Raw genomic sequence first — 11,802 nt, 5'->3', positions numbered from 1 at the left:
ACCGCGCGCTAAAGAAGAAGCTCTCTTCAACCTGCATAACCCGAGCCAGAAAACCTGGAAAAACCAATAAAAAAACTCCGTACCCTGATCATCTGAAACGATGACCAGAATACAGAGTCTAGTGGCCCTGCTGGCGCGTGAAAGCGTCTTTACACAAGCCTTACGCGGCAGCGAAGAGCGGCCCGCGAATATGCGTCTGGGCGTCGGCCATGGCCTTGCTGCGCACCTCTTCGCCATAACCCAGGCCATGGGCACGGACGAACTCGATATCGGTAATGCCCATGAAACCGAACATCACCTTCAGGTAGTCCTCGTGTCCGACACCGGTAGGCATGCCGACATGCAGGCCGCCGGAGGTAGACACCACGATCACCTTCTTGTCGCCGCACAAGCCTTGCGGGCCGGCCTCGGTGTAACGGAAGGTCTTGCCGGATATGGCGATGCGGTCGAACCAGGCCTTGAGCTGGCTGGGGATGGTGAAGTTGTACATGGGCGCCGCGACCACCAGCGTGTCGGCAGCCAGGAACTCTTCCAGTGTCTGGGCACTGAGCCGGGCTTCGTGCTCCTGGGCCGCATCACGCAGTTCGGCGACGGTGCCGGCGGCCACCAGGGTGGCGGCGGAGAAGTGGCTGATGGCATCGGCGGCCAGGTCACGGTAGGTCACCACCGCTTGCGGCTCGGCGGCCTTCCAGGCCTCTACCACGCTGTGGCTGAGCTGACGGGAAGCCGAGTTATCGCCAAGAATGCTGGAATCGATATGCAACAGTTTCATCTGGATTCTCCAAGTGAGGACCGCCGCTTGGCGATCGAATGTTGGCAATCCTACCCATGAAACCAATGGATGATTAGTCAGCATAAATGCGATAGTTAGTCCCACCAGCAGGACAATAAGGCCAATCCAGTGCAAGACCTCAACGATCTCTACTATTTCGCCAAGGTGGTGGAGGCCGGCGGTTTCACCGCGGCCGGCCGCCTCCTGGGCATTCCCAAGTCACGTCTGTCGCGGCGGATCGCCGAGCTGGAGGAGCGCCTGGGCGCGCGCTTGCTGCAGCGCACCACCCGGCAACTGAAGCTGACCACGGTGGGCGAGCGCTACCTGCGGCATTGCCAGGCGATGTTGCTGGAGGCGGAGATGGCCGATGAAGCCGTGGCCAGCATGGCCAGCGAACCTCGTGGGCGGTTGCGGGTCTCTAGCCCCGTGGGCCTGGCCCATGAACTGCTGACGCCCCTGGTGAGCGGCTTCCTGCAAAAGTACCCCCAGGTGCAATTGGAGATGTTGCTGGTCAATCGACGCGTCGACCTGGTCAACGAAGGCATCGATGTGGCCCTGCGGGTGCGGGAACAAGGTGATGAGGACCCCTTGCTGGTGACCCGTCGCCTGCGTCCGGCGCAGACGGCGATGGTGGCCTCGCCCGCGTTCCTGCACGAACACCCGGTGGAGCAACCCGAGGACCTGCGCCGCCTGCCGATCCTAGGCGCCCTGGAAGCCGATCGCCTGGTGCACCTGCGCCTGCTGGACCAGCAAGGCAACACCTGCGAACTAGCCCTGGAGGCCCGGCTGGGCATCGACGACTTCATCGTACGCCGGGCCTGCGCCTTGGCCGGCCTGGGCTGCACCGTGCTGCCGATGCTGTATTGCGAGGAAGAACTGGCCAGCGGTCAACTGGTGCAGTTGCTACCACAGTGGTCGCTGCCTGGTGGCTGGCTGCAAGCGGTCTATCCTCACCGGCGCGGTGTGCTGCCGGCCGTCCGGGCCTGGATCGAGCACCTGCATGAAGCCTTCGAAGAATGCGGAGAACGATCGCTGTGAAAGCCAACACCCGAATGACCGAAGAGCAAGTGGCGAGTTTCTGCCTGGACCTGCCAGGTGCGCGGGAAGACTACAAGTGGGGCGGCGTGCGGGTGTTCTCCGTTGCCGGCAACAAGATGTTCGCCATGCAGAACCTGCGGGGCGACTCACTGGCCTTCAAGGTCGACCCGGAGCTGTTCCTGGGCCATGTGGATCGCCCAGGCATAGCGCCGGCGCCGTACCTGGCCCGGGCCCACTGGATCATCATGCAGGCCCCCTACCCCCTGGCCGCAGCCGAACTGCAGCAGTTGCTGCAACGTTCCCACCAACTAGTGGTGGCCAAGTTGCCCAAGCGGACCCAGGTCGGGCTGTTGCTCTAGAGCAGCCTCGACCAGCCGCCCTGCAAGAACAACCGGTCGATCCAGAACACCTGGTGCAAGGCGACGATCAGCCAGAACAGCGCCTGGTAGGACAGCTTGCGGGTCTTGTGTCGCAGCAATTGCTGGGCCAACAGCGCCCCAGGCCAGCCACCGGCCAACTCCATGGCATGCAGGATGTTCTCCGGCGTGCGCTGGCCCTGCTCCCGGGCCCGGCGTTTGTCATGCCAATACGCCAGGAACGTCAGCAGGCTGACCGCACCATAGGCTGCCAGTGCAATGACCGAGCCGTCGCGCCACCATAGCGATAGCGCCCCATACAACGGCAAGGCGCACAGCAGGATGAACGCCAGCAGCTTGGCTCGGGGATGCTGGATCCGTCCGGGGCTGCCCTGGCGTTGCTCGGATCGGGAAGCCCTCACGCCTTGGCCGCCGCCCAGTCGATCCAGCCGAACTGCCAGGTCGCCAGGATCAACAAGCCGAAGGCGATGCGGTACCAGGCGAAGGCGTCATAGCTGTGGTTGGCGATGAACTTCAACAGGCCCTTGACCGCGATCATGGCGAAGATGAAGGCGGTGACGAAACCGATGGCGAACACTGGCAAGTCATCGGGCTGGAACAGATGCCGGTATTTGTAGCCGGAGTACACCGCGGCCCCGACCATGGTCGGCATGGCCAGGAAGAACGAGAACTCGGTGGCGGTCTTGCGCGACAGTCCGAACAGCAAGCCCCCGATGATGGTCGAGCCGGAGCGCGAAGTTCCCGGGATCATCGCCAGGCACTGGGTGAATCCCACCTTGAGGGCATCCTTCCAGGTGATGTCATCAACGTTGTTGGCATGCACCTGATGCTCGCGGCGTTCGGCCCACAGCATGATGATGCCGCCAACCACCAGGGCCGTGGCCACGGTGACAGGGTTGAACAGGTAGGCGTGGATCAGGTCGGCGAAAACCACCCCCAGCACCACCGCCGGCAGGAAGGCAATCAGCAGGTTGGCGGTGAAGCGCCGAGCCTTGGGCTGGGTCGGCAGGCCAATCACTACATCCAGGATCTTGCCCCGGAATTCCCAGACAACCGCCAGGATCGCCCCCAACTGGATGATGATATTGAAAGCCATCGCCCGCTCGCCGCCAAAGTCGAGCAAGTCGGCCACGATGATCTGGTGTCCGGTGCTGCTGATGGGCAGGAACTCGGTCAAGCCCTCGACAATCCCGAGTAGCAATGCCTGAAAGGCGGTCCAAAGGTCCATCGATCCCCCATGAAGCGATGCTCGTGGCATGCCTCTTTATAAATGTTCACTGCATCGAAATTGGCCGGGAACCCGACATGTCAAAGATCAACACAAGCCCATGAAAATTATGTGAAAAAACCAGAATTGTTCAGGTTTTGCGCGAAGACGCCGAAATCCTAGCAGACAGGCGCAAAAAGCGTCGTGGTGTTATTGGACTTCCGTAGGGTAGGCGCTCCCGGACAGGCGTGCTTGGATGCTCTTAGTCGTTCATGACAAGAACAAGAACCTGGAGTGACCGGATGATGAAAAGCTTGCGAAAGATGTCAATCAGTCAGCGCCTGTGGCTGATCCTGGTCGTGGCGCTACTGACCCTGGTGGCCTTGGGCGTGATGATGCTCCAGCAGATTCATGGCGACCTGTACCAGGCCAAGGCGCAGAAAACCCAGCATGTGGTGCAGACTGCCGCTGGCGTGCTCGATTACTACCAGGGTCTGGAAGCCGCTGGCAGCCTGACTCGCCAACAGGCGCAACAGCAGGCGCTACAGACGATTCGCGGATTGCGCTACAACCAGAACGACTACTTCTGGATCAACGACCTGACGCCCGTGATGATCATGCACCCAGCCAATCCCAAGCTCGATGGACAGAACCTGGCCTCGATCAAGGATCCGGATGGCTTCGAGGTGTTCAACGAGATGGTGACCCTGGCCAAGGCCAAGGGCGCCGGCATGGTCGACTACCGCTGGCCCAAGCCTGGTGCCCAGGAACCGGTACAGAAGACCTCCTACATCCAGCTGTTCCAGCCCTGGGGCTGGATCATCGGCTCGGGGGTGTACATCGATGACCTGCAACAGGAGTTCCAGGCCCAGGTGCTGCGGGCGTCCTACGTGGGCCTGGTGATCGCCCTGCTGATGGGCGCCCTGGTGGTGCTGATCGTGCGCAGCATCGTCAGCCCATTGCGAGAGACCGTGCATGCCATGGCCAATATCGCCAGCGGCGAAAGCGACCTGACCCGCAGCCTCGACACCCATGGCCAGGACGAAGTGACCGAACTGGCCCGGCATTTCAATGGTTTCACCGCCAAGTTGCGTGGCGTGGTGACTCAGTTGCAGTCCAGCGCCGCCGCCCTGGAACAAGCTTCCAGCGAGCTGGGCAGCAATGCCTCGCAAGCCCAGGAGCGCAGCCAGCAGCAATCGCAGCAGATGGAACAAGTGGCGGCCGCCATCAGCCAGGTGACCACTGGCGTCCAGGATGTGGCGCGCAGTGCCGAGCATGCCGCCGAGGGGGTCCGTGAAGCCGAGGTCCAGGCCCAGCAGGGCCAGGTGAACATCGACAGTAGCCTGCAACAGATCGACCAATTGTCAGGGACCATCGACCAGGCGGTGGAAGTGATCCGAACCCTGGCGGCCGAGAGTACCCAGATCGGCACGGTGCTGGAGGTGATTCGCTCCATTGCCGAACAGACCAACCTCCTGGCCTTGAACGCCGCCATCGAGGCCGCCCGCGCCGGCGAGCAAGGCCGCGGTTTCGCCGTGGTAGCCGACGAGGTGCGCCTGCTGGCCCAGCGCACCCAGCAGTCCACCGCGGAAATCCAGGGCATGATCGAGCGCCTGCAGAGCCACTCCGAAGCCGCGGTTCGGGTCATCGGCGATAGCAGCCGAGCCTCCCAGGCGACCATCGAACAAGCCGGCCTGGCGGGCTCGAGCCTCAATGCCATCGGCCAGGTCCTGCACACGCTCAACGAGCTGAACGCCTCGATCGCCAGCGCTACGCTGCAACAGGCCCATGTGGTCGAAGACATCAACCATAACGTCGGCCAGGCCGCCGGCCTGTCCCAGGGAACGGCCTTGGCGGCCCAGCACTCCAGCGCCGCCAGCCGGCATCTCAGGGAGCTCTCCGAACAGCTCAACGGCCTCTTGCGACAGTTCCGCGTCTGACTCGCCAGGCAACCCGAATCCACCGCTGCGCATGCCGCCGGTGGATTCGGCCAACACCTGACGCCGGTGGCCAGTCTGGGTACAATCCGCCCCCTCTTCCACTTCCCAAGGAACCACCATGTCCGGGCTTGAACTGTTTGCCGCTGCGCTCGGCGTCATCGCCGTCTGGCTGACAGTCAGGCAGAACCCCTGGTGCTGGCCCATCGGCCTGGTGATGGTGCTGCTCTACAGCTGGATCTTCTTCGAGGTCAAGCTCTATTCCGACATGCTGCTGCAGGTGGTCTACGCCGCATTGCAGCTCTATGGCTGGTGGCAATGGACCCGCGGCGGCGACCAGCACCAGGGACGCCCGGTCAGCCAGCTACAGTTCCCTGCCCTGCTCCAGGGCCTGGCCCTGGGCGCGGTCGGCAGCCTGGTGCTGGGGGCGGCCATGGCCCACTGGACCGACGCCGCACAGCCCTGGCTGGACGCGGCCCTGACTGCCTTCAGCCTGGTGGCGCAATGGTGGATGGCACAGAAACGCGTGCAGTGCTGGCCGTTGTGGATCGCCGTGGACGTGATCTTCGTCGGCCTGTTCATCTACAAGCAGCTGTATCTCACAGCCGCGCTATATGCCCTGTTCACCTTGCTGGCCATCCAGGGCTGGCGGACCTGGCGCGCCGATCCGGCGCTACAGCCATGAAGGTGCTGGTTCTGACCGGCCCGGAATCCAGCGGCAAGAGTTGGCTGGCGGCCGAGCTGCAAGCCCATTTCGGCGGCCTGCTAGTCGGGGAATACGTGCGCCATTTCATGGAGCAGGAGCGCCGTGATACCTGCCTGGCGGACATTCCCCGGATCGCCCGTGGGCAACTGGCCTGGGAGGACCAGGCGCGGGCACAACAACCCGAATTGCTGATCCTCGATACCCACCTGTTGAGCAACATCCTCTGGAGCCGAGCACTGTTCGACGATTGCCCGCCCTGGCTCGAAGAACAGCTGCTGGCCCGGCACTACGACCTGCACCTGCTCTTGTCACCAGAGCAGGTTCCATGGAGCGCCGACGGCCTGCGCTGCCAACCGGAACTAGAAGAGCGCCAGGCGTTCTTCCAGGCCACGCAGCACTGGCTGGAGCAACACCAGCAAACCTACAGGATCATCGGCGGCGATTGGTCGATGCGCCACCACCAGGCCTTCGAGCTGGTCCGGCAACAATTGCTGGTCTGAGCTGGTCAGTGTCCATTTCTGAAACACTCCTGCATTGAGCGGAGCACTATTTTCCGGGGGCGGTGCCGCTTCCGGGCAAATCTGTTAAGCCCGCGATACACCCCCTTGGCAACCCGCATTCCAGAGCGTTGGCCCGGTTATGGCCATTGGCCTTGGCCCTACCCTGTCTCAGATTTGAAACAGCTGCACGCGCCAGCATTGGGCCAATTCTCCAAGTTGTTGATTATGCGAAACAAATAAAAAGCGGCACGGCTCCTGCTCTATCCCTCTCAACGCTGACTAGGGCCAGCACTGAGAAGAAGGAATGCCGCCGTGGGGACTCTGCATAAAAGTTTCACCCGCCTGTTGCTGATCGGTTGCGCCATCAGCGCGGTGCCCAACCTTCCCGCCATGGCGGCAGGCAATGGCGAAATCATCCTCGAGCGGCAGATGTACGCAACGCCAATCGGCCGCGCACGCAACCTGGACAACAATCCCACCACCGTCAATGCCAACCCTTCAGGGGTCGTCACCGGCATGACCAATGGTGAAATCAGCGATAACGATTTCGCCGGCATCAGCAGCGGCGCATTGGTGCGCGGTGCGGTGATGCCCAGTGGCAACGGTGTGTCGGGCCTGAACATAGTCACCAACCCCAACGGCCTGCCTGGCATGGGCGCGGGCCATGGCGGAGGCTCCGGGGCTTCGATCTCCAATTCGATCAACCGCTCCATGGGCTCTGCCATGGCGCCGCTGAACAACATAGGAGGCCGGTGAGATGAAGCTTTCACTGATCCTGCTGGCCCTGCTGGGCTGCACCTCGGCCATGGCCGACAACGCCAGCCAAGTCCAGGACACCGCCATCATCAGCAACTCCGGCGCAGGCTACAAAGGCAACCTGAACATCAACCAGGCCGCCGGCGACCAGCAACAGCAGACCAACGTGCGGGCCATCGCCATTGGCACCAATGCCAGTGCCAGCACCAACGTGAACCAGAAGATCACCACGCCCGCCGACCGCTCGGTCAACGCCAGCAGCACCATCGGCGGCAACTCCTTCAGCAACGGCAACGGCGCACTGGGCGTGAACCAGTCGTCCGGCGCCAACAACCAGATGGCCAACGCCCTGCGGATCAGCATCAGCGCCAATCCGCAGGGCATGGACGACAGCGCGCTCTCGCAGCAGAACGTCGCGCTGTTACCGAACTCAGGAGCACCTGATACCCATCAAGGCAGCCGCCAGGTCGTTACCAGCGACCAGGCCTTCACCGGCAGCCGGGGAGTCGTCCAGGTGAACCAGAGTGCCGGGGTGGGGAACCAGATGGCTAACACCCTGAGCATCCGGGTCGCAGACTGACCCTTCGTAGTGCGATTGGAAAGTACCAACACTTAACCAACTAATAAGCACCGGAGAAACACCATGAAACCAACAATGGCTCTCAAACCACTGGTTTTCGCACTGGCCGCCGTCATGGCAATGGCTGCCCAGGCAGGTGGGAACAACAACGGTCACCATGGTCATGACAATGGCCACCACAACCAAGGTCCGGATCTCAACACTCTGCTGCAAATCACCGCCGGGGCCGGTGCCGCAGTCATCGATGTGCAAGACAGCAATACCAACGTGGTGAAAAACCAGGGCACCAACAACAACGCCAAGATCGAAGGTTCGCTTAACGGCTCCAACGGCAACATGGGCGCCAACGTCGCCGCCGGCGATGGCAACCAACAAGACAACGCCGCCGCCCTGGCCACCGCCGATGAACGCTTCATCTTCGGTAGCGCAGTGGCTGTCTCCAGCGCCACCCAGCTGAACAACAACAACTATGTGAAAAACTCTTCCACCCAAAACAATGCCGTGCTCAACAACTCGGGCAACAACGGCTCCGGCAACCTGGGCATGAACGTCACCGCCGGCGACTTCAACCAACAGAAAAACAACCTGGCGATCGCCGTATCCGGAGGCCGCGTAGCGACCGCCGCCACCTCGGCCAACCAGTCCTCGACCAACCTGGTCGTGGAAAACAAAGGCGTCCAGGCCTACAAGAAAGACACCCTCAGTGGCGGCTTCGTAGCCTCCGGCACCTACAAAGGCACCGGCAGCGGCAAGATCGAAGGCGACGACGATCATGGCAATGGCCATGGCTATGGCAACAAAGGCCACGGCAACGACGATCAGAAATTCACCTTCAAAGAACAAGGCACTGTCGAACTGGCCGGCTACTGGACCCAGCAAGTGCTGACCAAAGACGGCTGGAAAAACCCAGTGGTCAACAACGCCAGCATGACTGGCTCGATGAACGGCTTCTCGGGCAATGGTGGTGCCAACGTGTCGGCCGGCGTGGGCAACCAACAAAGCAACTCGCTGTCCATCGCCGCCGGCTGCAAAGCCTGCATGTAGTCGCGATCGTAACGAAAGCCCCGGAAACGGGGCTTTTCCACAGTCTCAACAGGCGTAACGATCATGCGTACTGCAATCCTTATCCTGGCGCTGAGCCTTTGTGGCCCGGTACATGCTGCACAAATGGCCTTTGCCGGACTCCCCGATGGCGGTTTGCTGTTCAAGAAAGTGCAGAGCGTGCGCGAACGCAAGTTCGCCGATCTTGTCGAGCAGAAGACCGATTTCAGCTGCGGCGCAGCCTCCCTCGCGACCATTCTGCGCCAGGCCTACTGGTTGGATGTCGACGAAGAGCATGTGATCAAGGGCATGTTGACGACTTCGGACCAGAAGCTGGTCCAGACCCAGGGTTTCTCGATGCTCGATATGAAGCGCTACGCCGAAAGCATCGGCATGCGCGCCCGCGGCTACCGGATCCCGCCCGACAAGCTCGACTCCGTGAGCATCCCGGTGATCGTGCTGATGGAGATCCGCGGCTACAAGCACTTCGTGGTGCTGCAGCGCGCCCAGAAAGACTGGGTGTACATCGGCGACCCGGTCCTGGGCCACAAGCGCTACACCCGTGACGATTTCGTGAAGGGCTGGAATGGCATCGTCTTCGCCATCATCGGCCCCGGTTATGACAAGACCAACGCTTTGCTCGACCCACCTGCCCCGTTGACCGCGAAAAACAAGCTCGATGCCTTCTATCCGGTCAAAGATGCGGAGTTGATGGATTTCGGTTTCATCCAGAGCGACTTCTTCTAGAAGCCCAGACAACTAGAAAGGGGCAGGATGCTCCGGGAGCAGCAGATGAAGACTTCACACTGGCTGGCCGCGGCCTGCCTGGCAGCAGCTCTTCCGGCCCATGCGGGTTTCAAGCCCATCGAAGTGCAGGACCAGGAACTCTCGCAACTGCGCGGCCGTTATGTAATGCCCGGGCGCATAATCAGCTTCGGCATCGTCATGAGCAGTACCTGGCGCAACGCCAGTGGCGATCTGATCGGCGCCAGCACCACCCTGCAGGTCCAGCAGTCCACCGTCCAGCCACAGTTCTACGTCACCACCGTCAACCAGACTGGCAACGGCACCACGCCAGCCCAGGGTACCGGCAATGTGATAGGTGGCGCCGGGCTGGGTACGGGCCAGGGAGTCACGCAAGTGGTCCGCGCCGCAGGCGACGGCAACAGCGCCTACAACAATGTCAGCATCAACGTCAGCGAGGCCAATCAGGCGCCGGTCCAGGTCAACAACCCTGGCCAGGCCCTGCTCAATGGCCAGACCATTACCAGCAGCAACGCCGCTGGTAGTGTTTCCGTCACGGCGCTCGGTGGTGGTATCCAGATGGCCATCCAGGCCGGCGCCAACCAGGGCAGCAGCCTGCAGCAAGTGGCCCAGGGTAACGTCCTGCAGAACACCCGGCTGCTGGGCAACAGCAACCTGGTGAACAACCTCACGCAACTCAATGTTGTCCTACAAAACAACGGTCCCAGCACCGGCGCGCTGGACTGCAATCTGACCACGCTGAACGGACTACGCAATTTGAAATTCTGAACTACGCTGCTCTCGACCATTGGGGTTTACAAGGGACGGTTTATTTCATGTATCGATCGGTTTCACTGCGCGCGGCAGTTTGTTTGAGTACCCTCTTGCCGATGGCGCTGCAAGCAGCGCCTGAGTCGGACGTAGAGACCCTGAAACGGGAGCTCCTGGAGTTGAAGCAGCGCTATGAAGTGCAGCAGAAAGCCCTGGCAGTGCTCGAACAGCGGGTCCGGCAGGTCGAGGACCAGCCTGCTGCTCCGCCGCCCAAGCGCCTGGCCAAGTCGCCTTCTGACCTCAAGGGCAACCCCCAGGTCGCTGGCACGGGGGCCGGAGCGGCCTCTGGAGGTGCAGCTGGTGGGGCCAGTTATGGACAGTCGCTCAAGGATGATTCGACTCCAGCCCAGAGTGTGACCAACCTCTACGACGAGGCCAGCGGCTTCTTCGGCGGCGGCAAGTTCAGCTTCGAGACCGGCTTGACCTACGCCCGCTACGACACCCGCCAGTTAACCCTCAATGGCTTCCTGGCCCTGGATTCGATCTTCCTGGGCAGCATCAACCTGGACCGGATCAAATCCGATACCTGGACCATGGACCTGACCGCCCGCTACAACCTGGATAATCGCTGGCAATTCGATATCAACGCCCCGGTGATCTACCGTGAATCCACCTATTCGTCTGCCGGTGCCAACGGTGGCTCGGGGCAGAGCATCTCGGAAGATACGGTCACTCGCAATCCGACCCTGGGTGATGTCAACGTCGGGGTCGCCTATAAATTCCTCGACGAGTCCGACAGCCTGCCCGATGCCGTGGTCAGCCTGCGGGTCAAGGCCCCTACCGGCAAGGACCCTTTCGGCATCAAGTTTGTTAAAAAAGAGGACAACAGCAACCTGTCTGTACCGGAAAGCCTGCCGACCGGCAACGGCGTCTGGGCCATCACCCCGGGGATTTCCCTGGTCAAGACCTTCGACCCCGCGGTGCTGTTCGGCAGCCTGTCCTACACCTACAACATGGAAGACTCGTTCAGCGACATCAGCCCCAACCCTGCCGAGAAGTCCCCAGGGAAGGTCAAGCTGGGCGACAGTTTCCAGGTCGGCGCCGGCGTAGCCTTCGCCCTGAACGAGAAGATGAGTATGGCCTTCTCGGTTTCCGACCAGATCCAGCGCAAGAGCAAGATCAAGTACAAGAACCAGGACTGGCAATCGGTGCAGTCCAGCGACGCCAACGCCGCATACTTCAACGTCGGCATGACCATCGCCGCCACCGAACACCTGACCATCGTGCCCAACCTATCGCTGGGCATGACCCAGGACGCACCGGACTTCACTTTCAGCCTGAAATTCCCCTACTACTTCTAAGCCGCTCCAAGG

Annotated in this window: 14 protein-coding genes; 11 read left to right on the top strand and 3 right to left on the bottom strand. The window is 61.6% G+C overall.

Annotated elements, in window-relative coordinates:
- Nucleotides 1–160: 160 nt before the first annotated feature.
- Complete coding sequence (locus GDH07_RS12340; protein ID WP_152897701.1) at nucleotides 161–772, bottom strand: FMN-dependent NADH-azoreductase; 612 nt, start codon at nucleotides 770–772, stop codon at nucleotides 161–163.
- 129 nt (nucleotides 773–901) lie between these two features.
- Between GDH07_RS12340 and GDH07_RS12335 the strand changes: the two genes are divergently transcribed.
- Both GDH07_RS12335 and GDH07_RS12330 read left to right on the top strand, forming a co-directional pair.
- Nucleotides 902–1,810, top strand: coding sequence for a LysR substrate-binding domain-containing protein (locus GDH07_RS12335; RefSeq protein WP_343038224.1), 909 nt, complete (start codon nucleotides 902–904; stop codon nucleotides 1,808–1,810).
- 14 nt (nucleotides 1,811–1,824) lie between these two features.
- Complete coding sequence (locus GDH07_RS12330) at nucleotides 1,825–2,169, top strand: MmcQ/YjbR family DNA-binding protein (RefSeq protein ID WP_152898274.1); 345 nt, start codon at nucleotides 1,825–1,827, stop codon at nucleotides 2,167–2,169.
- Here GDH07_RS12330 and GDH07_RS12325 read toward each other — a convergent pair.
- Both GDH07_RS12325 and GDH07_RS12320 read right to left on the bottom strand, forming a co-directional pair.
- Nucleotides 2,166–2,588: a DUF1294 domain-containing protein gene (locus tag GDH07_RS12325; RefSeq protein ID WP_343038223.1), complete on the bottom strand. Its 423-nt coding sequence runs from the start codon at nucleotides 2,586–2,588 to the stop codon at nucleotides 2,166–2,168. The two genes, GDH07_RS12330 and GDH07_RS12325, sit on opposite strands and share 4 nt — an antisense overlap.
- Complete coding sequence (locus GDH07_RS12320) at nucleotides 2,585–3,415, bottom strand: undecaprenyl-diphosphate phosphatase (RefSeq protein WP_152897699.1); 831 nt, start codon at nucleotides 3,413–3,415, stop codon at nucleotides 2,585–2,587. The genes GDH07_RS12325 and GDH07_RS12320 overlap by 4 nt, the downstream gene beginning before the upstream one ends.
- A gap of 284 nt (nucleotides 3,416–3,699) precedes the next feature.
- On the opposite strand from GDH07_RS12320, the gene GDH07_RS12315 reads away from it, so the two are divergent.
- From GDH07_RS12315 to GDH07_RS12275, 9 genes are all read left to right on the top strand, one after another.
- On the top strand, nucleotides 3,700–5,334 hold the full coding sequence (locus tag GDH07_RS12315; RefSeq protein WP_152897698.1) for a methyl-accepting chemotaxis protein: 1,635 nt from the start codon (nucleotides 3,700–3,702) through the stop codon (nucleotides 5,332–5,334).
- Nucleotides 5,335–5,452: 118 nt separating this feature from the next.
- A complete protein-coding gene (pnuC, locus tag GDH07_RS12310; protein WP_053130262.1) occupies nucleotides 5,453–6,016 on the top strand; it encodes a nicotinamide riboside transporter PnuC in 564 nt (187 codons plus the stop codon).
- Entirely contained in the window at nucleotides 6,013–6,537 is a 525-nt protein-coding gene (locus GDH07_RS12305) for an AAA family ATPase (protein ID WP_022638882.1), read from the top strand. The genes pnuC and GDH07_RS12305 overlap by 4 nt, the downstream gene beginning before the upstream one ends.
- A gap of 312 nt (nucleotides 6,538–6,849) precedes the next feature.
- Nucleotides 6,850–7,293: a hypothetical protein gene (locus GDH07_RS12300; RefSeq protein ID WP_343038222.1), complete on the top strand. Its 444-nt coding sequence runs from the start codon at nucleotides 6,850–6,852 to the stop codon at nucleotides 7,291–7,293.
- A 1-nt stretch (nucleotide 7,294) separates the two neighbouring features.
- Nucleotides 7,295–7,873, top strand: coding sequence for an adhesin (locus tag GDH07_RS12295; RefSeq protein WP_152897696.1), 579 nt, complete (start codon nucleotides 7,295–7,297; stop codon nucleotides 7,871–7,873).
- A gap of 63 nt (nucleotides 7,874–7,936) precedes the next feature.
- Nucleotides 7,937–8,917, top strand: a complete 981-nt coding sequence (locus GDH07_RS12290) for a heme utilization protein (RefSeq protein WP_152897695.1) — start codon at nucleotides 7,937–7,939, stop codon at nucleotides 8,915–8,917.
- A gap of 63 nt (nucleotides 8,918–8,980) precedes the next feature.
- On the top strand, nucleotides 8,981–9,661 hold the full coding sequence (locus tag GDH07_RS12285; RefSeq protein WP_152897694.1) for a C39 family peptidase: 681 nt from the start codon (nucleotides 8,981–8,983) through the stop codon (nucleotides 9,659–9,661).
- Nucleotides 9,662–9,706: 45 nt separating this feature from the next.
- Nucleotides 9,707–10,447, top strand: coding sequence for a hypothetical protein (locus GDH07_RS12280; RefSeq protein WP_152897693.1), 741 nt, complete (start codon nucleotides 9,707–9,709; stop codon nucleotides 10,445–10,447).
- A gap of 47 nt (nucleotides 10,448–10,494) precedes the next feature.
- Nucleotides 10,495–11,790: a hypothetical protein gene (locus tag GDH07_RS12275; RefSeq protein ID WP_152897692.1), complete on the top strand. Its 1,296-nt coding sequence runs from the start codon at nucleotides 10,495–10,497 to the stop codon at nucleotides 11,788–11,790.
- The last annotated feature ends 12 nt before the right edge of the window (nucleotides 11,791–11,802 follow it).

This window comes from Pseudomonas piscis (assembly GCF_009380155.1).
Taxonomy (GTDB): Bacteria; Pseudomonadota; Gammaproteobacteria; order Pseudomonadales; family Pseudomonadaceae; genus Aquipseudomonas; species Aquipseudomonas piscis.
Note: the sequence above shows the minus strand (reverse complement) of the source record. Positions and strands in the feature narration are given on the sequence as shown.